The 23,589-nt window shown below is 37.0% G+C and carries 23 protein-coding genes; 16 read left to right on the top strand and 7 right to left on the bottom strand.

The features are described 5' to 3' along the window. Positions 1-351: 351 nt before the first annotated feature. Together BTN98_RS08835 and BTN98_RS08830 are read left to right on the top strand one after the other, a co-directional pair. Positions 352-660, top strand: coding sequence for a PTS fructose transporter subunit IIB (locus BTN98_RS08835; RefSeq protein WP_060997371.1), 309 nt, complete (start codon positions 352-354; stop codon positions 658-660). A 45-nt stretch (positions 661-705) separates the two neighbouring features. Next, positions 706-1,452 carry a PTS sugar transporter subunit IIA gene (locus BTN98_RS08830; protein WP_231730647.1) on the top strand — a complete coding sequence of 249 codons (747 nt, stop codon included), beginning with the start codon at positions 706-708 and terminating at the stop codon, positions 1,450-1,452. Positions 1,453-1,455: 3 nt separating this feature from the next. Here BTN98_RS08830 and BTN98_RS08825 read toward each other — a convergent pair whose 3' ends face one another. Further along, positions 1,456-2,301, bottom strand: a complete 846-nt coding sequence (locus tag BTN98_RS08825) for a helix-turn-helix transcriptional regulator (protein ID WP_060997369.1) — start codon at positions 2,299-2,301, stop codon at positions 1,456-1,458. 166 nt (positions 2,302-2,467) lie between these two features. On the opposite strand from BTN98_RS08825, the gene manA reads away from it, so the two are divergent. The 3 genes from manA to aroC all read left to right on the top strand — a co-directional run bounded on the left by manA (position 2,468) and on the right by aroC (position 7,737). After that, complete coding sequence (manA, locus tag BTN98_RS08820) at positions 2,468-3,667, top strand: mannose-6-phosphate isomerase, class I (RefSeq protein ID WP_060997368.1); 1,200 nt, start codon at positions 2,468-2,470, stop codon at positions 3,665-3,667. Positions 3,668-4,351: 684 nt separating this feature from the next. Further along, positions 4,352-6,253, top strand: coding sequence for a PTS fructose transporter subunit IIABC (locus tag BTN98_RS08815; RefSeq protein ID WP_060997367.1), 1,902 nt, complete (start codon positions 4,352-4,354; stop codon positions 6,251-6,253). A 398-nt stretch (positions 6,254-6,651) separates the two neighbouring features. Further along, positions 6,652-7,737: a chorismate synthase gene (gene aroC, locus BTN98_RS08810; protein ID WP_060997366.1), complete on the top strand. Its 1,086-nt coding sequence runs from the start codon at positions 6,652-6,654 to the stop codon at positions 7,735-7,737. Between the two features lie 108 nt (positions 7,738-7,845). Here the strand turns inward: aroC and BTN98_RS08805 are convergent, their stop codons facing one another. Continuing rightward, positions 7,846-8,463 carry a trimeric intracellular cation channel family protein gene (locus BTN98_RS08805; RefSeq protein WP_060997365.1) on the bottom strand — a complete coding sequence of 206 codons (618 nt, stop codon included), beginning with the start codon at positions 8,461-8,463 and terminating at the stop codon, positions 7,846-7,848. A 249-nt stretch (positions 8,464-8,712) separates the two neighbouring features. Between BTN98_RS08805 and BTN98_RS08800 the strand changes: the two genes are divergently transcribed. The 11 genes from BTN98_RS08800 to BTN98_RS08750 all read left to right on the top strand — a co-directional run bounded on the left by BTN98_RS08800 (position 8,713) and on the right by BTN98_RS08750 (position 17,730). Continuing rightward, a complete protein-coding gene (locus BTN98_RS08800) occupies positions 8,713-9,264 on the top strand; it encodes an elongation factor P hydroxylase (protein WP_060997364.1) in 552 nt (183 codons plus the stop codon). A 14-nt stretch (positions 9,265-9,278) separates the two neighbouring features. Further along, positions 9,279-9,536 (top strand): YfcL family protein, encoded by a 258-nt coding sequence (locus tag BTN98_RS08795; protein WP_060997363.1) that lies wholly within the window; start codon positions 9,279-9,281, stop codon positions 9,534-9,536. Positions 9,537-9,651: 115 nt separating this feature from the next. Then, entirely contained in the window at positions 9,652-10,245 is a 594-nt protein-coding gene (locus BTN98_RS08790; protein WP_105029987.1) for a Wzz/FepE/Etk N-terminal domain-containing protein, read from the top strand. Next, complete coding sequence (locus BTN98_RS08785; RefSeq protein WP_105029986.1) at positions 10,238-10,621, top strand: hypothetical protein; 384 nt, start codon at positions 10,238-10,240, stop codon at positions 10,619-10,621. Before BTN98_RS08790 ends, BTN98_RS08785 begins: the two co-directional genes overlap by 8 nt. An 11-nt stretch (positions 10,622-10,632) precedes the next feature. Then, positions 10,633-11,823, top strand: a complete 1,191-nt coding sequence (locus BTN98_RS08780) for an EpsG family protein (RefSeq protein ID WP_060997361.1) — start codon at positions 10,633-10,635, stop codon at positions 11,821-11,823. Positions 11,824-11,830: 7 nt separating this feature from the next. Next, complete coding sequence (locus tag BTN98_RS08775; RefSeq protein ID WP_060997360.1) at positions 11,831-13,126, top strand: oligosaccharide flippase family protein; 1,296 nt, start codon at positions 11,831-11,833, stop codon at positions 13,124-13,126. Further along, positions 13,111-13,950: a glycosyltransferase family 2 protein gene (locus BTN98_RS08770; RefSeq protein ID WP_060997359.1), complete on the top strand. Its 840-nt coding sequence runs from the start codon at positions 13,111-13,113 to the stop codon at positions 13,948-13,950. Before BTN98_RS08775 ends, BTN98_RS08770 begins: the two co-directional genes overlap by 16 nt. After that, positions 13,950-14,894 (top strand): glycosyltransferase family 4 protein, encoded by a 945-nt coding sequence (locus tag BTN98_RS08765; RefSeq protein ID WP_060997358.1) that lies wholly within the window; start codon positions 13,950-13,952, stop codon positions 14,892-14,894. Before BTN98_RS08770 ends, BTN98_RS08765 begins: the two co-directional genes overlap by 1 nt. Further along, positions 14,894-15,667 (top strand): glycosyltransferase family 2 protein, encoded by a 774-nt coding sequence (locus BTN98_RS08760; RefSeq protein WP_065190093.1) that lies wholly within the window; start codon positions 14,894-14,896, stop codon positions 15,665-15,667. The genes BTN98_RS08765 and BTN98_RS08760 overlap by 1 nt, the downstream gene beginning before the upstream one ends. 28 nt (positions 15,668-15,695) lie before the next feature. After that, positions 15,696-16,451 (top strand): glycosyltransferase family 2 protein, encoded by a 756-nt coding sequence (locus tag BTN98_RS08755; protein ID WP_060997357.1) that lies wholly within the window; start codon positions 15,696-15,698, stop codon positions 16,449-16,451. Between the two features lie 472 nt (positions 16,452-16,923). After that, positions 16,924-17,730 carry an exopolysaccharide biosynthesis polyprenyl glycosylphosphotransferase gene (locus BTN98_RS08750; protein WP_231730645.1) on the top strand — a complete coding sequence of 269 codons (807 nt, stop codon included), beginning with the start codon at positions 16,924-16,926 and terminating at the stop codon, positions 17,728-17,730. 284 nt (positions 17,731-18,014) lie between these two features. Here the strand turns inward: BTN98_RS08750 and BTN98_RS08745 are convergent, their stop codons facing one another. The 5 genes from BTN98_RS08745 to BTN98_RS08725 all read right to left on the bottom strand — a co-directional run bounded on the left by BTN98_RS08745 (position 18,015) and on the right by BTN98_RS08725 (position 23,487). Then, a complete protein-coding gene (locus BTN98_RS08745; RefSeq protein ID WP_060997355.1) occupies positions 18,015-18,986 on the bottom strand; it encodes an OmpA family protein in 972 nt (323 codons plus the stop codon). 354 nt (positions 18,987-19,340) lie between these two features. Beyond that, positions 19,341-21,563, bottom strand: coding sequence for a YjbH domain-containing protein (locus BTN98_RS08740; protein ID WP_060997354.1), 2,223 nt, complete (start codon positions 21,561-21,563; stop codon positions 19,341-19,343). Beyond that, positions 21,563-22,342 carry a capsule biosynthesis GfcC family protein gene (locus BTN98_RS08735; RefSeq protein ID WP_060997353.1) on the bottom strand — a complete coding sequence of 260 codons (780 nt, stop codon included), beginning with the start codon at positions 22,340-22,342 and terminating at the stop codon, positions 21,563-21,565. Before BTN98_RS08735 ends, BTN98_RS08740 begins: the two co-directional genes overlap by 1 nt. A 14-nt stretch (positions 22,343-22,356) precedes the next feature. Continuing rightward, on the bottom strand, positions 22,357-23,079 hold the full coding sequence (locus tag BTN98_RS08730) for a YjbF family lipoprotein (RefSeq protein WP_060997428.1): 723 nt from the start codon (positions 23,077-23,079) through the stop codon (positions 22,357-22,359). A 132-nt stretch (positions 23,080-23,211) separates the two neighbouring features. After that, the gene (locus BTN98_RS08725; protein WP_060997352.1) at positions 23,212-23,487 is read right to left on the bottom strand and encodes a hypothetical protein; all 276 of its coding nucleotides are present in this window, start codon (positions 23,485-23,487) and stop codon (positions 23,212-23,214) included. Between the last annotated feature and the right edge of the window lie 102 nt (positions 23,488-23,589).

Below are 23,589 nucleotides of genomic sequence, written 5' to 3'. Positions count from 1 at the left end.
GAGAATAAATGAAAAGCGATAGGCAAGAGTCTATCGCTTTTTTGTTAGCCCACCCTCCGTCATTCCCTACAGTGAATGCCAAACCAAACTCCCCGTCATTCCCTACAGTGAGGTTACGAACGAGATAGGGAATCTACTATCCACGCGTCGTAGAGTCATTGAATTCACTGGTTTCTTTAACTTTCGAGATGACGAATAATGGGCTGAGTCTCGATACTAACAATCTCGTTACTCGCCACAGCTTTTCCTCGCCTTTCTTTCCCTCGCTCATATCTTATCTCTTATGCTATTCTGCACCGTTAGTTACCTCACTTGGGTAACACTATATTTAACAATATTCAGGGATTTAAAATGAAAATTGTCGCGGTAACAGCCTGCCCAACGGGTATCGCACACACCTATATGGCAGCGGATGTCCTTAATAAAACCGCACATCAAATGGGGATTAAGATCCAAGTCGAAACCCAAGGTGCAATGGGGATTGAAAACTTTTTAACCGCCAAAGATATTGCCCACGCTGATATAGTATTAATTGCTTCTGATATTGAAGTCGAACAACGGACTCGTTTTACTGGTAGTCGCATTCATTGTGTGACGATAGAAGAAGTATTGGTCGATGCAACCGCAGTGATTGAGCGTTGTCAGCAATTGTGCCAATAATCGCAGAATAAACGTGTTGGGCTAAGCCACAGTTCTAAAGGAATTATGATGTTAGAAAGACGGATCACATTCTATTGTGGTGAAGCAGGATTGCCTTCTTACCAACTTAATCAACTCAAGAAATTGACCTCGTATTTTCAAGCACAAGTTGAGCTATTCAATGTGCGTCAACTAACCCGTGCGCCGGTATCCCAGCCCCTGAAAATGCTAGCGTTGGCAAATAAACCGCATGCGTTATGCCAATTGATCATCAAAGGACATGATGCGGAATTAGCAAACCTGGTGCTGACTGATTTTATTGCTCAATACGCACTATCATTGTCACAATTCTCACCACCAGAGCCGTTTAAGCTTAATTTTCCTGTCACCAGTATTGAATGTGGTAACGGTGATAAAGCCGATACCATTGCGCAGTTAAGTCAAATGCTGGTGGCACAGCAAGCTATCAACTCTGAACAACAGCCGGCGTTACAACAAGCATTATTAGATCGAGAAACCGTTTCAGCCACCGTTATGGGGTCTCAAATAGCATTGCCGCATGTGATGCACGAGAGCATCAAACAGCCTGCGATGGCGATAGTGTGCCATCAACAGCCCATCGATTGGGGATCATCACGCGGAAATATCAGCCGTGCAATTGCGATGATACTGCCAAAGCCACCACCAAAAGCGGTGATCATGGCTTTTGCACAGTTCTCAAAGTGTTTATTGAATGATGATTATTGTAGGGCATTAACTTTAGCCCAGCTGCCGCAAGAGCTAAAAGCATTAGTGATTGAAGCATTAAGGTAATCGTTAGGCGACAATGCGGTATTCAGACGGTGTACGACCGGTTTTATTTTTAAACACGCGACAAAAATAATTCACATCCACAAACCCACATCGAGTTGCTACTTCGGTTAGTCGAAATGGGTATTGGCGCAGCATAAATTTAGCGCGTTCAATCCGCACCCAACAAATATAGTCAGCTAAGCGCATGTGTCCTTGTTGACGAAATAAACGCGATAGGTGGTTAGGGGTAATATTAAACCGATTGGCAATAGTATCGCGGCTAATGGCACGATGAAAATTTTCCTGAATATAAATACAAATCCCTTGATAGAGATCTTCAGTACGATTTTTTGATTGATGCAACGGCACATGAAGCATGTTTTGAGTGTAGCTCAGTAACGCTTGCAGTAAATGTTCATCCATTGGCTGCTGTTGCGGCTCGCTGGCAAGCATATTCAGCGCAGTTAAAATCGGATCGATTGCATGACCTGTCCATGCCTGAATCGAATGTTTTTGAACATCATAAAACTTAGGGCTATCTTTGGTTTTACTGACCAAACTAAAGCCCAATTGACGCTTACCAAACAATAAACTCAATACTGAGCATTCGGTATTCCAGCTCGGTTGGTTCCAGCTATTCGGTGGAATATAAATTGCGTCACCGCCCATTAAACTAATTTGGCAAATACCATTATCACCATCATCAAGTTGGTTAACATATTCCCCTTTAAGTACTAACTCTAAGCGTGGAAAATTAACTTGATAGCTAAACTGAGGCGGTTGAGTTTTTCCGCCTGCGAACCAAATTCGATTAAAGCTTTCCCGTTCAGTTAATACTGAGTCAATTAAATTAAAGAAAACATTGTCCATAGTATTCACTTTATATTTGGGGTGATGGTAACAAGATTATTAGTTTGTGCTGAATAAACCATTTAAGTTTTGTTATAGTGCTGTCAATTAAGGTATGACATCAATAATAATGTGGTTGATACCATACCATCAATATCGTGAGCAATAATAACAATAGGACCTGACAATGACCGACTCTACCCGCACTGTCTTTTTCAAGATGGATAACGTGATCCAAGATTATGCTTGGGGCAGTGTAACATCAATTGAGCAACTGTTTGCTATTCCAAATCCAGACCAAAAACCACAAGCTGAAATGTGGATGGGCGCGCATGCGAATGGTTGTTCGGTGATCACGGTTAATGGTGAAACGGTACGCTTAGCTGATTTTATTGCGACAGATCCCGATGCCATTATTGGTGCTGAAACTCAGGCTAAATTTGCTGAATTGCCATACTTGTTTAAAGTGTTAGCGGCAGAAAATGCGTTATCAGTGCAAGTACACCCAAGTAAGCATCAAGCTGAAATTGGTTACGCAAAAGAAGAAAAGATCGGTATTGCCCGTAACGCGGCTAACCGTAACTATAAAGATCCTAACCACAAACCTGAGTTAGTATTTGCATTAACGCCTTACCAAGCAATGAATGGTTTCCGTCAAATTTCTGAGATCGTAGCTTTATTCGAAGCGCTAAATCTTGAAGTGATTAACGATCTGGTTGCAACATTAGCAGCTAATCAAACTGAAGCCGGTTTAGGCGATTTCTTTGCTGCAATGTTATCACTTGAAGGTGAGAACAAAGACGTAGCAGTGCAGGGATTACTTGCTTACTGTGATGCGAATCAAGACCAGCCATTGTGTAGTTTACTATTAGAATTAGCGACTCAATACCCAGGTGATATCGGCTTATTTGCGCCTTTAATGCTAAATGTATTAACGTTGCAAGCGGGTGAAGCAATGTTCCTTAGTGCGTGTACGCCACATGCTTACATTAAAGGTACAGGCTTAGAAATCATGGCTAACTCAGATAACGTGCTGCGCGCAGGTTTGACGCCTAAATTTATGGATGTGCCAGAGTTGGTGGCAAATACTGAGTTTACTAGCATGGCTGTTGATAAGTTACTGTTAGCACCAACAGTTGCTGGTGGTGGTTTAGATTATATTGTGCCAGTGCCTGATTTTAAATTCAGCGTGTATAAGCAAGTTGATGATCTTGCGCTACAAAATACCAGTGCTGAAATCTTGTTTGCCATTGATGCGCCATTGACTGTGACGCACCACAATGGCGAAACATTGACCATTGAAAAAGGTCAGTCAGTGTTTATTCCAGCTTATGCGAAGTCATATTCAGCTGATTGTGATGGTATGTTTGCGCGAGCGTATAATTAAGTCACGAGTATAATTAGTAGCTAGTTTTAGAGCTTGCGAGATTAAGCGATGGGTGCAAGCCTGTCGCTTTTTTTGTCCCTATTCCGTCATTCCTTATAATGAATGCCATACCCCCCCCGTTATTCCCTACAGTGAATGCCAAACCAACCCCCGTCATTCCCTACAGTGAGGTTACGAACGAGATAGGGAATCTACTAACCGCGCGTTGTAGAGTTATTGAATTCACTGATTCACTGGCTTCTTTAAGGCTCGATCACCTGTTGAGTAGATCACGGATAGCTTCGTGCCTCAACTTCTGAGATGACGGAAATTGGGCTAAGTCATTCTCGTCACTAATGATCTCGCTCTTTCTGTGATCTTCCGCACTAAAAATTCGCAACATCAGCTAAGTAAAAGCCTTATTTAGATAGTTGTAAAAATTATTTCATGATGGTTTTTATATATTTAAGAATAATTATTTTAATTTAAGTGTTTGTACTATATGGTTAAAAACATCAATTCAACTTGTTTTATATACAATGAAAAATATGAGTTATAGCTCACACTGATGATTCAATGTTACAAATTTCCAGTTAAAGCCTGTTTTGTACTCTACTTTATCGACCGTAAACATTCGACAATACTCCCATGCTGATGGCCGATGCAATGTCATCGGATCCATAAATAAATCATCGGGGATAAAACATGATTACCACTCTCATCAATGAGCAGTTGATTAACCTCAACCTCAAAGCAACCACCAAAGATGAAGTGTTTGCTGAAATGGCAGATATTTTAGTTCAACAAGGTCGCGTTGCGGACAAAACACAATTTTTAGCAGATATTCAAGCCCGTGAAGAGCTAGGAAATACCGGTTTTGAAGATGGAGTGGCATTACCCCATGCTAAGAGTGGCGCGGTTATTAAGCCAGCAGTAGCAATTGGTGTTAGCCGTAGCGGAATTGAATACGGCGCAGAAGATGGCTTACCATCAAAACTATTTTTTATGATTGCTTCTCCTGATGGTGGCGATAATCACCATATTGAAGTATTAGCAGAGTTGTCATCAAAGCTGATTGAAGATGGTTTTATCGATGCATTTTTAGCAGCGAAAACACCTGCTGACGCATTAGCATTATTGCTCGCTGAAAAACAAACGGTGGCAACATTACCTCAAGATAAAGGCTTATTAATTGGCGTTACTGGTTGTCCTGCTGGTGTTGCCCATACTTACCTAGCCGCAGAAGCATTAGAAAAAGCCGCTGCTGAATTAGGCTATGAAATTAAAGTTGAAACTAACGGCTCTATCGGCGTTAAAAATTCTCCAACCGCAGAAGAAATCGCGCGTGCTGAAGCCATTGTGGTTAGTTGTGATAAGCAAGTAGACATGGCACGTTTTGCCGGTAAAAAATTAATTAAAACTGGCGTTAAAGCACCGATAAAAGACGGCAAGGGCGTTATTCAACAAGCGTTAGTCGCTAAACCGTTTGATGCTAATGGCGATGGTTTAGAAGACGGTGAAAGTAAAGTCTCTAAAGCACGTTCAGATCTGTACCGTTTCTTGATGAACGGCGTATCACACATGATCCCGTTTGTAGTAACAGGTGGTTTGTTAATTGCACTGGCATTAGCGATTGGTGGACAGCCAACAGATGCCGGAATGCAAATACCACCAGGTAGCATGTGGCAAAAAGTGCTTGATGTTGGTGTCGTTGCCTTTACGTTAATGATCCCTGTACTTGCAGGTTACATAGCGTATGCAATTGGTGATCGTCCTGCATTAGCACCGGGTTTCATTGGTGGCTGGATTGCAAATAACGGTTCATTTTATGGTGCAGATGCAGGTACAGGTTTTATCGGTGCCATCATCGCTGGTCTATTAGTCGGTTACTTTGTACGTTGGGTAGCAACGCGTAATTACCACAAGTTATTACAACCATTAGTGCCGATTCTTATTGCGCCTATCACAGGTACATTATTTATTGCTGGTGCGTTCATCTTTATCATTGGTGCGCCGATTGCAGGCCTGATGCATACCATGAACACCGTACTAACTGAAATGAGTACTGGTAACGTTATTCTACTTGGTATTGTACTGGGTGGTATGGCTGGCTTTGATATGGGCGGTCCATTTAATAAAGTTGCGTTCTTGTTCTCTGTCGGCATGATTGCTAATGGTCAAACACAGTTTATGGGTGCAATGGCATGTGCGATCCCTGTAGCGCCATTAGGTATGGGTTTAGCGACAGTGATTGGCCGTAAACTTAATATCTTTGAGCAATCAGAAATTGAAGCAGGTAAAGCTGCAGGTGCAATGGGCTTAGTCGGTATCTCTGAAGGTGCGATTCCTTTTGCTGCGCAAGACCCAATCTCGGTAATTCCAGCAAACGTATTAGGTAGCATGGTTGCAGCAGTAATGGCGTTCTCATTTGGTATCACCAACAGCGTTGCTCACGGTGGTCCAGTGGTTGCATTACTGGGTGCAATGAATAAACCACTACTTGCTCTGCTATGTATGGCAACCGGTATGGTGGTAACAGCATTAGTTGCAGTATCACTAAAGAAATTCCGTAAAGCAAAAGCGGATAAAGTATTAGCGGTAGCGTAGGGGACTAGATTTCGAGTGCCGAGATTCATCAGAAATAAAAAGCGATAGGTGCAAGCCTGTCGCTTTTTTTTATACCCACTCCGTCATTCCCTACAGTGAGGTTACGAACGAGATAGGGAATCTACTATCCGCGCGTTGTAGCGTCATAGCGGTTGTATTATAGAATTTGACTGGCTTCTTTAAGGCTCAAGCGCGCATGGAGTAGATCACGGATAGTTTCGTACCTCAACTTTCGAGATGACGAATAATGGGCTAAGTCATTCTCGAAACTCGTTACTGCTCTTGCTCGAAACCTCGCTCTTACTTTATTACTTGCTTTTCAAATCACATCTTTGCAGTATGTATTGATTACCATAATTAAAAATGCATGTAAGCATAGATTTATTACAGGGGAAGTCATGGCTGGAAATACCATAGGACAATTGTTTCGTGTAACGACTTTTGGCGAAAGTCATGGAGTCGCATTAGGGTGTATTATTGACGGTTGTCCACCCGGATTAGCACTTACAGAAGCCGACATGCAACATGATCTCGATCGTCGTCGTCCTGGTACCTCAAAATATACCACTCAACGTCGTGAAGCCGATGAAGTTAAGATTTTATCGGGCGTGTTTGAAGGCCAAACAACAGGTACATCGATTGGATTGTTGATTGAAAATACCGATCAGCGCTCAAAAGATTACTCTAACATTCAGAATTTATTCCGTCCTGGTCACGCCGATTACACTTATCATCAAAAGTATGGTGTACGTGATTACCGTGGCGGTGGTCGTTCATCAGCACGTGAAACCGCAATGCGTGTTGCGGCAGGTGCGGTTGCTAAAAAATACCTTAAACAAGTGCATGGCATCGAAGTATGCGCTTACTTATCTCAAATGGGCGAAGTAAAAATTGATAAGGTTGATTGGCAGCAAATCGAACAAAATGCCTTTTTCTGTCCTGATGTCGATAAAGTCGATGCCTTTGATGAACTGATCCGTAACCTTAAAAAAGACGGTGATTCGATTGGTGCCAAAATTACCGTGGTTGCTCGTCATGTGCCTGTCGGTTTAGGTGAGCCAGTATTTGATCGCTTAGATGCTGACATTGCCCATTCTTTAATGAGTATTAATGCGGTTAAAGGGGTTGAGATTGGTGATGGTTTTGATGTGGTTGAGCAACGTGGTAGTGAACATCGTGATGCAATGACATTACAAGGTTTTAAAACTAACCATGCTGGTGGCATTCTTGGTGGGATTTCATCAGGACAAGATATCATTGCCCATATTGCGTTAAAACCGACCTCAAGTATCAGCGTTCCTGGCGAAACAATCACTCAGCAAGGTGAGTCAGCAGAAGTGATCACCAAAGGCCGTCATGATCCGTGTGTCGGTATTCGCGCAGTGCCGATTGCTGAAGCGATGTTAGCGATCACTCTCATGGATCACTTGTTACGTCACCGTGGTCAAAATGCCGATGTAGTAACAACAACGCCGAAAATATAGAGGCGAGGTTACAAGTGTATTAGTAACGAGGAAATAGGTTTCGAGATTGCGAGTGTATTAGTAAGTCACCACTCGTCATTGCCTTTCCTCGTTCTAGTTTCTCTGTTTTTAAGCTTTTGCTTCTTCGAACTTAAATACAGGCAAGCTCCAACTGAAGAATACTGCAGCCATACGAAGACTAAAACCAACGGCTAAGGTGACTAAAGTCGTAATATAAGCTGGTACATTAAAATGCAGCATGGTGATATACATAATTCCCGCCAGAAATGATACTGAAGCATAAAGCTCTTTATGTAAAACCATTGGTTTACGACGAGTGATCATATCGCGCAACAAGCCACCAAAGACCCCCGTTACTACAGCTGCTACCACACAAATAATTGGTGACAACCCCATCGTAATTGCGACTTGGCAACCAATAATACTAAATACAATTAAACCGATGGCATCAAGAATAATAAAAATCTTGTGAAAGCGTACTACCCATTTACCGAGTACGGTTGTTAGCAAGCCTGCAACGCAAGTGATCACTAAATACTGCGGATGAGCAACCCAACCCAGAGGATAGTGACCTAATAAAATATCACGCACTGTACCGCCACCAATGGCAGTTGCACTTGCTACTAGCATCACGCCAAACCAATCCATATGACGTTTACCTGCGGCTAAGGCGCCAGTCATTGCTTCAGCAGTAATTCCGATAATGTATAAAATTGAAAGCAGCATGATAAATGTGACACCTAATATGAATTGCTGGAATTACGGTATTGTATTAGTGACCATTCTTAACTTCTAATGAAAAGAATTAAATTTGATATGAACTGAGCTAATGTAAAAATAAAATTAATAGTAACAATATAAATATTGACTAGAACGCATAAATAAGTACGAGTATTCGCGATAAGGCAAGAAAGCCTATATACTTCGCGGGTTAAATTACTATGACCTACGAATAAATATTAAATGAAAATGCATATGAAACATGACTATAACGATCTTATTCAGTTGTTTAATAAGGTCTTTTTAGAGCGCTTAAATACAGAACTATTATTAGGCGGCGATGAGCCTATTTATCTTCCAGCCTCTGAAGAACGCCCGCATCATCAAATTATATTTGCGCGTGGCTATTATGCTTCAGCAATGCATGAACTAGGTCATTGGTGTATCGCTGGCGAAGCACGACGACTATTAGAAGATTATGGTTATTGGTATCAACCTGATGGTCGTAGCGCTGAAGTACAAGCAGAATTTGAAGTGGTTGAGGTTAAACCGCAAGCGATAGAGTGGATTTTATCAGCAAGTTGTGGATTTAAGTATCAAGTAAGCTGTGATAATTTGAGCGGTAACTGTGAGCCTGATAGGGTAGGCTTTACGTTAAAAGTACGTGAACAAGTTATCCACTATTTAACATATGGTATTCCAGAACGTGCCAAAATGTTATCGAATGCCTTTCGTGATTTTTATGGCATAGAACCACTAACTGAAGCTGATTTTCCAAAGCCGATTCCATTAACTGATTACGCTTAAAACAAGGATAGAAGATGATCCACGATTACGAACAAAAGCTACTACAGCTTATTGACGACAATATTGACAGCGCAACGGATGATGAACTGTTTGCTGGTGGCTATTTACGTGGGCATATCTCACTTGCGGCAGCGGATTGTGAGCAACAAGGCATTACTGACATTGCGCAGATGCAGCAAAAAGTAAAACAAAGCCTGTTAGATGCAAAAAGTGAATTAAGTCCAAGTGATTGGCAATTAGTGCAGCAATACAGTGATAAATTAATGGCGTAATTGCATGCTATAGCATGGAGTTATGGATAAATTTAAAATTAGAATCAATGCGTTGTGGGTATAGCATATCCCAAGGGCGGTAGCGTGTTTGAATGATAGAGAGTAATGAAATTTTATGAATAAAAACGATGATATAAATAATAGACGTGCCGATTTAATAAGTACCCTTTGGAAAGGGCGATTTACCATATTTATAATATCATCAGTATTTATAGCATTTGCTATTTTTTTCGTTCATCGAAGTCCTTCTTTATGGAAGGCTACAGTAGAAATCAGTGTTAATCATGATTACTTTTTACCAAAAGAAACACAAATATTAGTTGATAACATTGCTATTAATGGAAATACAACTAATGAAATAAATAAAATTATTAGTAAAGAGAGTTTCACCAAACAATATATTGATGTTCTTGAATCTGTTCAAAATCAAAAGGATTTTATTAAGGCGAATGATGTTAAGTTTTCTAATAATCAGCAAATGAAAATAATGACAGCTGTTGTTGCTAATAATAAGTATGCAATAACAATTGAGAGTAAAAATAAAAAAGATATTGTTGAATTACTTAATAAATATATTGAGAATAGTAAAAATATAGCAAATGAAAATATTGTTATTGATTTAAATAATATTCTAGAACAAGCAAAAATAAGAGAAAACATAAGGTTAAATAGATTAGAAAAAAAAAGCAAAAATAGAAATTATGCTTGAAAAAATAAAGATTCAAAATAGTTTAAATATTGCGAATAAAGTAGGACTGACTAGTCCGATGGCAACCGCTAGCGATAATTTTTCTTATCTTTATTTGGGAAGCAAGATACTATCTGAAAAATTAGTACAGCTAAAAAAGACCACAGATCTAAGTCAGATCGTACCTGATATTGCGTTTGTAAAAGATAATATTAAAATCTTATCAGAGATAACCGTACCACAGAGTTTGAATTTTTATAAAAACACAATAAATCATGAAGCATATGTTAGTACAGATAAGCAGAAGAAAGACATATTAATAATTATCATCAGTACTATTGTTGGATTATTTTTTGGTTTTTCATTGGTATTAGTAAGAAGTGAATTTAATAAATAAGTAGTGATATTATGAACATTAGCAGCAGTATTATTAAAATGAATGTATTTATATTATTTATGCTTTTATTTTGTTTAAGTCCGCTTTTGGGTGTTGCTGCTATATGTATTTTTAGCCCTTTTTTATCACAGTTAGAAAGAAATATAGCATCAGTAGTTGTCGTTTTTTTTAGTATTTTATTTTATGCGACATTGCAACCTTTTGGAGATTTGGCTGAATATCTTCATGTGTATAATAATATTAATAATATAGATATTTTTCATTACACTCGATTTGGGAAAGGGATTGAGTTTTTTATTTTAGTTATAATGAAGGTGGTATATTTTCTTGCTGAAGATAATCAATTTGCTTTTTTAATTACGGTATACACACTAATTTTTACACTTTTAATATTTGTCTGTAAAAAAATGACAAAAGATTTTTATTTGTTATTGTTTTTTAGTGTTTTTTTTAGTTATGGTTTTGTTCAAGCTAATTCATATTTTATAAGACAAATATTGTCTATGCTATTTGTTTTCATGTTGATAGTTGAATGGAATAAAAAAAGTATAGTATATGGTTTTCTTAGTATTATCTCTCATACGTCAGCTATAATGCCTATAGGATTGATGTTTATTAAATATATAAACCAATTCAAAAAAGCATTATACGTGATAATTCCCGCATTGATTGTTGGATTATTGTTGTTGTACCATATTGGTTTTTATGATTATATTTTTAGTAAGTTGATTAGTGCAAATATTAAGTTTTCAACGTTAAAAACCTCTCAAATTATTATATATAATAGTCAGTTCGTTTTTATTTTCTATTTGTTATATGTGTACAGAAATAAATTAAATAAAGAAGCAAATAGTATATTTTTAATTACTTTTGGATTGTTTAGTTTTGCTTTATTTTGGGGGTTTATTAATATACCCGCGATGTCGAATCGATTTGCATTATTTATGTGTGCTTTCCCTGGGTTGTTATTATATCCGCTCTTAAGTGGGGATATTAATTTCAAATCAAAATATCTGATATTGATATCAATTGTATCTATTAATTTAATTCCTGCATTATATTTGTTTTATAATGTGGCATTAATGGGGAGTAACCTTAACTTTTTAGGTTTTAAACCAATTCAATCTGATATATTTGACTTAATAACATTAATAGTAAATAGAATAACAGAAGAATTACCATATCTTACACAAGGCAACTAAGTAGATAATGAAAAAATACTTATTAAATATTGGAGTTATTCTTTTCGATCGAGTGGCCATGCTTGTTTTCCAAATATGGATGGCATCATATTATGTTCAAACATTAGGCATTAGTAACTATGGTCAATGGTCTTATACATTAAATATGATAACGATTATTATATCAATATTCATTCTTGGAATTGATGTTATTGTAATAAAAGATATTGTTAATAATAAAAATAAAACTGGTGAGTATATTTACTCTGGAATACTGATCCAGCTTGTAGGTTTCATCTTTGTTTTGATTACAACATTGATTATATTTGATCATAGTGACCTTGTAATAAAAGTCGCAATGGCATCAATTTTGGTTGCTAATTTATTTATCATATTATCTAAGTCTTTTTACTGGAATTATTCAGCATTAGTTGAATCAAAGTACAGAACTATTGCAATAGTTATTAGTTTCTTGATTTTTATACCAGTTGTTAGTATTTATTTAAGTGTTATAAAAACCAAAGAATATGTATTGTTTGTTTATGCAATATACTATGTTATTCAGTTTGTAGTGTCATGGGTCGTAAATAAATTTTTGTTTAAGGCCCCATATACATTTTCTATTAATAGTGATAAATGTAAGGAATACTCAAAAGTTGGTATAAGCTTAATTTTATCGACGTTAAGTGTAATGTTATTTACTCAAACTGATGTGTTGATGATTAAATACTTTATCGGTAATGCTGCGACAGGGGAGTTTTCTGCTGCGACAAGATTATCGACATCTATATTTATTCTAGCAGGTATTTTAGCTAATACATTTTATCCTAAAATTATAAAACTGAGCAATGAAAAAAAAATTCAATTTATTAAAGTCGCAATTACAACTGTTACTTTATTTTGTATAGTTGGATCATTGATTACAATGTTGATTTCACCATACTTAACATCATCGTTGTATGGTGATAATAGTAATATTAGCTTAGTATTATCTTTTCATATCTGGTGCTCATTGTTTATTTTTTCTGGTGCTTTCACATCAAGATATCTGTATGCAAATGAGTTCTATAAGGTTGAAATAGTAAAAACTATTTTAGCCGCTATAGTTAATATTGGGCTAAATTTATACACAATACCGACATTTGGTATTATCGGTGCTGTTGGTTCTTCATTTATTGCATATTTAATTGCTAATTATTTATCACTAATTATATTCAAAGAATCTAGGATATTATTTATAACGCAATCTAAAGCTTATATTTTAATGTTTAATCCTATTCAATATGTTAAAGAATTAAAAGGTATTAAATGTTTATTTCAATAATAACACCACTTTATAATCGCGCTCATTATTTAAATGTTTTAGCCGAGTCAATAAATAGTCAAAATATAAAATGGCTATCAAAAATAGAATGGATTATTGTTGATGATGGTTCTACAGATAATGTAGATGAGGTTATAGAAGATATTAAATCTAAGTTAAATTTTAAATTTAAATATATTAGAAAAGAAAATGGTGGTAAGCATACAGCTGTTAATATGGGGATTGATGTTTCTAATGGAAAATATATTACTATTGTTGATAGCGATGATCATTTGGTTGAGAATGCATTAGACTCATTATTTTTATTATATGATTGTGATTATGAAATAAATGCGTTTATTGATAATAAAAGTCTTTGTCCGCCTTTTGATAAAGAACTCTATACTTTAGATGATTTCATCAAACTTGGTGGGGATAGATTGATTGTGATAAGAACAGATATATTTAAGGAAAATAAATTTCCTATTTATAATGATGAAAAATTTGTTACTGAATCTGTAGTATGGAATAAGGTAATTGATGAATATGATATTCACTGTTTTAATAAATCTATCATAACAGGTGAGTATGTTCAGGGAGGGTTGACTGATAATTATAAAATTTTATTAAAAAACAATCCTAAAGGTGTCTTTAGTTTATTAAAAACAAATTTGAATTTATCAAACTTCAAATTAAATGTTTTAAAACAAACAGCCTTCCATTTTTCTGCAATTTTCACCATTAAAAATATAGATAAGGTTTTTAAAAAATATCCGTTAAATAAAGCAATAAAACTAATCTTAGCAACTGCATATGTATTAATTAAGCGGAGGCTAAAGAACTAATGAAAGTGCTTTATATCGGTGATTTTATTAAAGGTAATGGGCCTAGTACTGTCGATATTAATGTTAGAGATAGTATTGAAAAATCAAATCATAGCAATCAAGTAGAGTTTCTTCAATCAACGACAAAAATAAGTTTTTCTGTTATGAGGAAAATTCATAATATAGATGTTGTTCATGTTTCTGGTGTATCATTTCTTGGGATGATGCTAATGCTGTTTTCACGATTATGTGGAAAAAAAGCATCAATGACTATGCATGGTAGTCTTATTATGGAGTCACAATTTAGAAAAATAGCACCACATCGAAGATTTTTTGAATTAATACAACAGAGATGTGCAAACAAGATTATGCCAGTATCAAATTTATTGGCAGAAAAAGCAAAAATAAATAACAAAGCAATTGTAATACCTAATGGTGTTAACTTTATAGCCAAATCATCCATATTAAAACAAGAAAATTTAATTACACTTATAGGTGGTGGACGTAAAGAAAAAAGACATTTGGAAGTTTGTGAAGTAATCAAAAAGATAAATGACAAACATGAATTAAATATTAAAGTTAATCTTTTTGGTGAGCATGGAATTGACTCAAGTAAAATAAATAGCTTTTCTTTTATTAAAGACTTTGGTTTTAGTGATAAAGAGATAGTATTTGAATCATTATCAAAATCAAAAATATTTATTCAATATAGTGAATTTGAATCTTTTTCTTTAGCTGTTGCAGATGCTATAAATTATCAATGTTATGTTATTACCTCTAATCTAGTCGGCATTAATGAATTTATCACATTATCTAATAGTTATATAGTTGTTGATAATAAAAAAGAATTAGAAGAAGCAATTATATTGCAATATAATGCAAGTAAAAGAAAAGACATTGATAATAAATTATTTACTTGGGAACAAGTTTCAGATAAGTATGTTAAGTGCTGGGAGGCATTATAATGTTAGACTCAACACTAAATATTGAAGTCGCTATATCGACGTTAAATGATGGCATTTATAATCCTAAGTTTCGTGATGATTTTAATTACCTTATTATACATCAAGTTACAAACGATATAGATTATAGTGATTATATCGAAATATTACCTAAAAATGTTCGTTACATTAAATCAAATACTATTGGCTTATCAAAAAGCCGAAATTTAGCTATTGAAAATACAACAGCCAAATATTTATGGATTATGGATGATGACGTTGAAATTCATGATTCATCTTTTAGTTACATTGAAAATATTACTAATAAATATTCAAATGTAGCGATGTTAGTTGTTTCGCATTCGCATGAAGAAATTGAATATCTTCAAGGGAATAAAGAACAAAAAATTAATAAAATATCAGCAGCATCTATCTCTTCAATTGATATGATAATTAAAATAGACCTGCTTAGTGGTGTTAGGTTTAATGAAAGTTTTGGGTTAGGTGCTAAATATGTTTCTGGTGAGGAATATATTTTTGCATGTGATTTATTGAGTAAGGGAAAAGAAATCATAAAGACACGGAAAGTGTGTACTTATCATCCTCTTATATCATCAGGAAAAGATTTTTATTCAACGCCACTCAAGCTAAAAACAAAGTTGGAAATGTTTAAAGTTGCTAATGGTTTTATTAGAGGTTATTTATTATATGTTATATTTTGTATAAAGAAGATAAAAATTATCCGTGAAAATAATGCAATGAAAAACGTAATCAAATCTCTTTATTATACCAATTGAATATTGTTAACTTTACTCGAGAATTAAAATGCATTCAAAGCCATTAGTCTCTGTTATTACACCTTCATATAATTCATCATTAACAATTGAAAAAACGATACAGTCAGTAATAAACCAATCTTTAACTGATTGGGAGATGATAATTGTTGATGATAACTCAACAGATAATACTTGCCAGATTATTGAATCATATATAGATCTAGAGCCTCGTATAAAGCTTATTAAGCAAACATGGAATGCAGGTCCAGCGATTGTAAGAAACATCGCGATTGAAAACTCTCAAGGACGATATATTGCTTTTTTAGATAGTGATGATCAGTGGCATTCTGAAAAACTAATTAAACAAATATCGTTCATGAAAGAAAAAGACATTGCATTATCTTATACCTCGTATAATAGAATTGATTCAATAGGAAATATGTTAGGTCAATATCACCCTAAATTGAAAGTATCATACCGTGATATGTTGAAAAGTAATCGTATCGGTTGCTTAACTGCTATATATGATTCGAGTAAAATAGGGAAAGTATATATGCCTAATATATCAAAGCGGCAGGATTTAGGTTTATGGCTTAGAATTTTGAAAAAAGTTGATTATGCTTGGGGTTTGGATGATGTTCTAGCTGACTATTTAGCTATACAGCCTAATAGCGTTTCATCAAATAAAAAGAGTGCAGCTAAATACCAGTGGCGATTATACAGAGACGTTGAAAAATTAACTTTCAAACAAAGCATTTTTTATTTTTGCTGTTATACATACTTAGGGTTTAAAAAGTCAAAATAACATAAGTTATGTAAGTAATTAACGCCAATTTAGGATGATATAAAATTTAATTATGAAAAAATTGCTCTCAAATTCTTATCTATGTCATACGATAGGAGTTATTTTTGTTTTACTATTATTACAACTGTTTATCACGCCAATTAATGGGCGTGAGACAGTTGCAAACTCAATGTGGATGGTGGGGATTTGCTATTTAGCGAGTGCAATGATTTTACCCCGGATTACTAGTTATTTATTAGTAGAGCGAAAATATTATATTTTACCTGTTTTACTTAGTGTTTATTGTTTTGCTATAACCATTATGTTTATGACTCGTATTGATTATTCTCGGAGCATTGTTTTCTATGGCTGGGTCTTAAGTTTTCTTTGGTTATATATTACGTCTTTACTTAGGCAAGAAAGCCAACGTTTAATCTTATTTGCTATTCCTAATTTTGATATTAGTTCGTTAAATCAAAAGGGCAGAGTGCGCGTGATTGAGCTAAAAGCACCTTATGATATTGCAAATATTAAAGGTGGTTTAGTTGTTGATTTACATCGTAACCTTTCGCCAGAAGCTGAAAAGTTTATCGCCGATTGTAGCTTGAATAATATTGCTGTTTTCCATGCTGAAAGTATTCGTGAGATGCTTGAAGGTAAAGTACAAACTAAGCACTTAATGGAAAATGCCATTGGTTCTTTGCAGCCAAATCCACTTTATATGACGTTTAAGCGTATTTGGGAATCACTGATTATTATTACGACTTTTCTGATTACATTACCAATAATGGCGATCACAGCTATTTTTATTAAACTTGAAAATCCGGGTCCTGCGATGTTTATACAAGAGCGGGTAGGGCAAGGTGGTAAGTTATTCCGTATTTATAAGTTTCGTAGTATGACCATCAAAGAAGCAGGTGCTGAAGATAAGTTTGCCACGGCAGAGCAAGCACGTGTAACCAAAGTGGGTAAGTTTATTCGTAAATTTAGAATTGATGAATTACCGCAATTCTTTAATGTATTAAAAGGCGATATGGCATTAATTGGCCCTCGTCCAGAGCAAGATAGTTTTGTAAAACAGTTTGAACAACAGATTCCATTTTATGGCTATCGACATATGGTTAAACCTGGTATTACTGGTTGGGCACAAGTTGTTCAAGGTTATGCTGATGATACTGAATCGACATCAGAGAAGTTAGCGCATGATTTATATTACATTAAGAATCTATCTTTTTGGCTAGATATTAATATCGTATTTAAAACGATCCGCACTATGCTCACTGGTTTTGGTGCTAAATAATTGAAGTATGTTAATAAAAAAGCCCAATTCATATTATGAGTTGGGCTTTTTTTTGCTTTTGATTCTAGCTCTTTCCGCACTGTATTTTCCTTATTCCTGCCATTATGATTTACTTTTCCTGCTTTCCACTCGTTATTTTTCCTCGCCCCTTTTTAATTATCGTCACTTATTCTTTATCTCCCCTAAACAAAAAAATCCGCCATAACCGTGAAGTTATGGCGGATTATTAGCGCTTACTAGTTACCTAATAAATACGCCGTACTAAGCTACTGTATCAGTAATAATTACTGAGCAACAACTTTAGTAACTGTCTCGATGTTTAGCTCAGGAACGATGATGTCAACACGACGGTTTTCAGCACGGCCTTCAGCAGTATCGTTAGAAGCAACTGGATCTAGCTCACCACGACCTTCGCTAAGAACGCGATCTTCACCAACATTTAGGTGTGCACGTAGTTCTTTAGCAACAGCTTCTGCACGCTCTTGAGAAAGTTTTTGGTTGTAAGCTTCAGGACCAGTGCTGTCAGTGTGACCAATAACAGTGATTGTAGCTTCAGGGTATTGGTTTAGACGCTCTTCGAAAGGCACTAGGTGTGCAGCATCGCCAGCAGTGATTTTAGTGCTATCAAACGCGAAAGGTACAGTTAGCTTAAGCTCTTCGATAGTAGCTACAGATACTTGATCAACATAAACAACTGCTGGAGCAATAACAGCAGCTGGAGCGCCCCAGTGGTATGCTAGAGAAACGCCAGCGAATTGAATGTCAGCACCGCCAACATCTTTGTAGTATTGGTACTCAACACGTGTAGAAACGTTGTTGTTGATGTAGTACTCAGCACCAACGCCAGCAGTTGCAGCCCAACCGTTGTCATCGTGAGTTGCGCCGTTTTTAGCGTTCCAATCGTAGTAGAAAGCACCTAGCTTACCAAACACATCAATTTTATCGTTGATAGCGTAAGAGTACTTACCTACAAGGTCAGCACCTTGAGCAGTAAATTTACCTTGGCCATTAGTAACGCTTGCGCTACCTAGGTTAGTGTAACCAACTTCAGCTGCAAACCATGGAGTGATTTGGTAACCAGCGAAAACACCACCAGAAAGGTTTTTGTTATCAACATCAATTTTGTTTGTTTCTTGTTTAATGTCGTAGAAGCTATTACCTAAACGAGCACCAGCATAAAACGGGTTATCTGTTGCAGCATTTACCGCGCCAGATACAAGAAGAGCAAGAGGTAGTACTAGAAAAGTTTTTTTCATAATATTTGCCGTATTTTCCTAATTGTAATAGATCCGACTTAAGCCGGTAATTTTCGCACTATTATATGAAAGTGCTTGTATATACCCTACAATAACAAATGTAATTGGGATATATTTTTCATATATAATAATGCATTTTTTTTGAATGACATAGCAATTACACGGTGTTTCATTTATTTTGGTGTTTAGAGTGTAACAAACTGTTAATATGGAATTATTTATACCTTTTGGGTATTCTTTTGTTAGTGTTATTTGCTATTAACGCAATCGTAAAAAGTGCGTATTTATAAAAATGAGTCGAATAGTGACGAAAATCGATAACCCACAAATGAGTTATCGATTTATTGACTCAATTTAATTATTAAACGCTTTTCGTCCGCTCCATGGTTGGCGTCCATCGGTTAAGTCATAAAGGTGATACTGACGGCCTAGCATTTGACCACCATCACGATTCATTGGTAACCATGAGATATGAGCGCGGCTAGTGCTTGGTTTAACGGTTAGAATGTCAAATGGAATTGAGACATAAAAACCTTTGTTAAAGCTGCCTTCACCATATTCTTCTGCTGACATGCTGGTTTGAGTAATAAAAGCACCAGCGATGATGCCGCTATCAAATTGTTTTGAGAAGTCGATAGTGAAGCCAGTATCTTCGGCTAAATAACGTCCAGCACTGACTTTTAAGAGCGTATTAGGTAACCATTGCCATTGCGGTTGGTAATAGGCGGTTAAATTACCGGTTGTAGTACCAGTTTGAACTTCATATGGACGGCCTAAATGATCATCGTATTGGTTTTGATCTTTAAAGAACCCAAATGCTGAATGCGGATCACGCTGCTTAACATAATTGACATCAAGCCCTAATGCCCAATTACTACCAACAGGGCGGTAAAGCACCTCGCCACCAACGCCACCAAACATCACTTCTAAATAACCCGCATACGTTTGGGCATACCAATCACTTGATAGTTGATCTAGCCACGTTAGCTGTAAGTTATTCATACGCAGTGTGTTATCAGTAATGTACTGACGCACTAAAGTACGCACGCGTTTATTGTGAGTACCATCAGGCGGAACATCGTATTTAAATTTATCGTAGGTATCGTAGAGGTTTAAATACACCGAGCCACCAACGGTGAAGTGGTTATTAAACCAATAGTCAGCACTGGCTGTAACCCCGACATTAAACATGTAGAAGCCTTCAGAACCGCCTAATGATTGCTGCAGAGTCGGTGCCACACCCACATTCCAGTTCTGATTAAGATCAACCATTTGCTGACCTTGAATAGTACTCGGTGCAACCGTGGTACGACTGTCATCAATATGACTGCCGATATAATCATTGTTAGCGACTTGCAGTAGTTGCTGACGATTGAGAATAGTTTCTGTGATCGGCTGGTTAGCCACTGTTTCAATAATATTGAATTGTTCAACTGCAGGCGCTTGGTTATTTAATAAAATCCCAGCGCGTAATTGGGCTTGATCACGATCGCGATATTTAACCTGCTCGGCAACCACAGTAATGCTATTGTCGCCATGTTGGTAAATAGTTGGATTTTTATAACCAGCAATCTTTTCAACATCTTGAGCTAACTGTTGCCATTGCTCGGTAGTTAAATTATTTGTTGTCGGCGTTGTTGCTATCGTCGGCATTGGCTCATCTAACCAACTGGCTTTAAGTTGATTAAAGTTAGTATTAACACTTAAACCAAAGCTAACGGTAGTGCCACGCTCATAACTGATATTTGCCGTAGCCCAATCACTTAATTGATAAACCGCTCCAATATTAAATGGTGATTTAGGCGTCATATCATGGCCACGATTAGCACGAAAATCATCGGTATAATCGTTGCCGTCATATTCAAGTTTTAGCTGTAAAGGCTGCCATGGTGTTTGGTATTCGACACCACCAAAAAGGGCAGCATTGCCTTTAAACCAACGTTGAGTATCAAAACTACCGCCATTATTTTTGAAACCATTATTACGATCGCAAAAGGTATCACTGACTTTACAAAATGGGTTAGTGATGTTGCCGCGTTGGCCGATATAGCCCCAACCTAAACCAAGGGTGAAATCTAATGGCCCGACGCGTTTATTGGCAGCAATGAATTCGCCATCAAATAAACCAGTACCACCGAGATCACGAATACCGATAGCGACTTCAGGTAACCAATAAGATTCTTGCCATAAACGCACTTTGGCATCGATACCTTTATCGGTCATTAGAGTCTCACCACTAAAATCGGGATTATGACTGTAATAGAGGTCAGGTATTTGAGTGTAACGAATAGTCGTTTCTAGCCATGGTAATAGCTGTAATGATGCCCAGTAATGGTGGTAATCACTACTAATGGTAGTACCAAAAGTAAATTCACCTTCTTGATGCATACGTGCTGTCGGCATTTGCATTAAACCAACACCGCCGAAATCAGTGTTGGAATAACGCATTTCAGGGTAGCTAAAGCTATCAGCTTGCGCCTGACATAAAGGTAATAACGCTATTGCTAATGTCGATAGAGCAAATAACGGACGTTGATAGTGGTGACGGCGAGTTGCAGCCGAGGTGACAGAGTTCATTACAACGTCCTGTTGATTAGCATTGAAGAAATATCATGGTTTAAATCACGATAATCATTAAATAAAGACTGGTAACCGACATAAATAATTGCGCCAGGAGCGATATCCAAATGGTTGTTATTCCAGTAGGCAATAGGGTGTTGCTGAACCACACCATCAGGCTGAATAACCGTGACTTCGCTATTGGCGGCAATATCAAGTGGCGTGACGTGGGCTAAATAGTCATTGGCAGCCATTCGTGGTTGCCAATCAAGCTGTTGTGGGGCTTCAATCGCACCAATAACAGTGATAGAGGTTGGACGATTAGCCAAACTAAGTTGATAGTTACCGTTTAATAATGGGTTATCTGCTTTGTTTAAGCGTACTTTGTCGATATCAATTGCCACTGGCAGACGCTGAGTTTGAATCTGTTGCTGCAACCATTGCGCAGTATTGGCAAAGCTGCGGCTAAGTGCTGCATCGTCACTGTGCTGTTGGCTTAATGTGGTTAGCTGTTTAATTAATGCTGCTTTAGCGCTCGGCACTGTGGTGGTGGTTAAGCTACTGCCAAGCCAATAAGGTGCTGTCGCTGTTGTACGCTGCTTAAGGCTATCGCTAACAACTTGTGCTAAGCGTACTGAATCCGCGTACTGCAAAGTGACAGCGGCTGCCGAATGACCATTAGCATGTAAGGTAATAGTGCTTTGAGCGATGGCAGGCATAGCAACTAACAAGCACAAACTCGCCATCGCAGCATAGGTGCGTTGGCGAGAGAATAAATTAAAAACTGAACAAGACATAAAAGATGCTACCGTTAGCCAAAAGGTTTAAGAATAGTCATTTCAACACTTGGTAAAGAGGGGGCTAAATATTGCAGGCTCTTTACCACTCTTCCCGTATGTTGCTCAATCCAAAAGGTATTACTGTAGTGGCGATCAAGCTGCTTGACGGTGACATTTTCATTAAAACGCAATACCGGCACTGATTTACCGTTAATGGTTAACACTTCAGGTTGCTGAAAAACAAACTCAGAATTAAGTTGATAACCAATGTGGTAACCCGGTTGCCAATCAATTGTGCGCTGCCAAGTGGTTGGCGTTGAAGCTAAATGTAGCCCTAAGCTCAATGGATCTGCTGTTTTTGCGTGAGTACTCAATAAATTACCTTGGGATAGATTGACGGTTTTTATAATGCGACCACTTTGAGTGATCAACATGCCGTTATCGCTTGCAAGCCATTTAAGTTGAGCCGGGGTATCCGTTGAATTGGCATCATTAATGGTTGCGCCCGTGGCTGTTTCTGCCAGAGCTAATACCATAAAAAGTTGTGATTGGTCGTCAATGCGAACATAGGTGCTGGCATAAGGTAATGCCGCAATCTCATGCGCGGATTTTTGAATATCTGCCGTACCGTAGACAGCGATATTAACCGTATCGCTAACACTGGCTATTTTTTGGCTACAGCCAGACGTCAATAAAGTGGCAGTTAAGAGTGCCGCCAAGGTTGAAATAACATCAGAGGTGTTTTTTTTTAGCATTGGGTCGCGCTTCCGATAGGCCATATTAAAGCGAGAGATGGCAATCATCGCCCCTATTTACAAACAGAATAACCGTGACAAGCACGGTTATTTTTTATTAACCTAAATTTTTATCAGGTTAAACGACATTAATTACTTAGCTGCGCTAACAGAAGTAGATGTAGAAGTAGATGTCGTTGTTGAGTTGGTGTTGCCAGAATCGTTTGCTGCAATAGCAACTGCTGCAACAGCTGCTGCTGCACCAACAACAACTGCTGTTGTAGTACCCGCTGCAGTACCCGCTGCAGTTGTAGTACCCGCTGTAGTACCTGCATCTACTGGTGCTGCGTCATCAGCAACATAACCGCCAGCAAATGCTGATGAAGACATAGCTAGAGCTGCTAGAAGAACTAATGCATTCTTTTTCATGATGTAAATCCTTATCGATAAAAATAATATATAGGTCGTCAATAAAATGACGTTTTATAATGTGATTTATAAAAACACTGAGTGGGTAATTATACTGAATAA

The organism is Photobacterium aquimaris, assembly GCF_002954455.1.
Lineage (GTDB): Bacteria > Pseudomonadota > Gammaproteobacteria > Enterobacterales > Vibrionaceae > Photobacterium > Photobacterium aquimaris.
The sequence above is the reverse complement of the archived record's forward strand: the minus strand, read 5'-3'. Positions and strand labels throughout refer to the sequence as shown.

Bases quoted from the DNA above. Each gene is read 5' to 3' on its own strand.
- BTN98_RS08740 (WP_060997354.1), bottom strand. From the start codon at position 21,563: ATGAACTCTGTCACCTCGGCTGCAACTCGCCGTCACCACTATCAACGT.
- BTN98_RS08755 (WP_060997357.1), top strand. From the start codon at position 15,696: ATGCATTCAAAGCCATTAGTCTCTGTTATTACACCTTCATATAATTCA.
- BTN98_RS08780 (WP_060997361.1), top strand. From the start codon at position 10,633: ATGAACATTAGCAGCAGTATTATTAAAATGAATGTATTTATATTATTT.
- BTN98_RS08835 (WP_060997371.1), top strand. From the start codon at position 352: ATGAAAATTGTCGCGGTAACAGCCTGCCCAACGGGTATCGCACACACC.
- BTN98_RS08800 (WP_060997364.1), top strand. From the start codon at position 8,713: ATGAAACATGACTATAACGATCTTATTCAGTTGTTTAATAAGGTCTTT.
- BTN98_RS08790 (WP_105029987.1), top strand. From the start codon at position 9,652: ATGAATAAAAACGATGATATAAATAATAGACGTGCCGATTTAATAAGT.
- BTN98_RS08825 (WP_060997369.1), bottom strand. From the start codon at position 2,301: ATGGACAATGTTTTCTTTAATTTAATTGACTCAGTATTAACTGAACGG.
- BTN98_RS08745 (WP_060997355.1), bottom strand. From the start codon at position 18,986: ATGAAAAAAACTTTTCTAGTACTACCTCTTGCTCTTCTTGTATCTGGC.
- BTN98_RS08725 (WP_060997352.1), bottom strand. From the start codon at position 23,487: ATGAAAAAGAATGCATTAGTTCTTCTAGCAGCTCTAGCTATGTCTTCA.
- BTN98_RS08735 (WP_060997353.1), bottom strand. From the start codon at position 22,342: ATGTCTTGTTCAGTTTTTAATTTATTCTCTCGCCAACGCACCTATGCT.
- BTN98_RS08805 (WP_060997365.1), bottom strand. From the start codon at position 8,463: ATGCTGCTTTCAATTTTATACATTATCGGAATTACTGCTGAAGCAATG.
- manA (WP_060997368.1), top strand. From the start codon at position 2,468: ATGACCGACTCTACCCGCACTGTCTTTTTCAAGATGGATAACGTGATC.
- BTN98_RS08830 (WP_231730647.1), top strand. From the start codon at position 706: ATGATGTTAGAAAGACGGATCACATTCTATTGTGGTGAAGCAGGATTG.
- BTN98_RS08775 (WP_060997360.1), top strand. From the start codon at position 11,831: ATGAAAAAATACTTATTAAATATTGGAGTTATTCTTTTCGATCGAGTG.
- BTN98_RS08730 (WP_060997428.1), bottom strand. From the start codon at position 23,079: ATGCTAAAAAAAAACACCTCTGATGTTATTTCAACCTTGGCGGCACTC.
- BTN98_RS08760 (WP_065190093.1), top strand. From the start codon at position 14,894: ATGTTAGACTCAACACTAAATATTGAAGTCGCTATATCGACGTTAAAT.
- BTN98_RS08770 (WP_060997359.1), top strand. From the start codon at position 13,111: ATGTTTATTTCAATAATAACACCACTTTATAATCGCGCTCATTATTTA.
- aroC (WP_060997366.1), top strand. From the start codon at position 6,652: ATGGCTGGAAATACCATAGGACAATTGTTTCGTGTAACGACTTTTGGC.
- BTN98_RS08765 (WP_060997358.1), top strand. From the start codon at position 13,950: ATGAAAGTGCTTTATATCGGTGATTTTATTAAAGGTAATGGGCCTAGT.
- BTN98_RS08785 (WP_105029986.1), top strand. From the start codon at position 10,238: ATGCTTGAAAAAATAAAGATTCAAAATAGTTTAAATATTGCGAATAAA.
- BTN98_RS08815 (WP_060997367.1), top strand. From the start codon at position 4,352: ATGATTACCACTCTCATCAATGAGCAGTTGATTAACCTCAACCTCAAA.
- BTN98_RS08795 (WP_060997363.1), top strand. From the start codon at position 9,279: ATGATCCACGATTACGAACAAAAGCTACTACAGCTTATTGACGACAAT.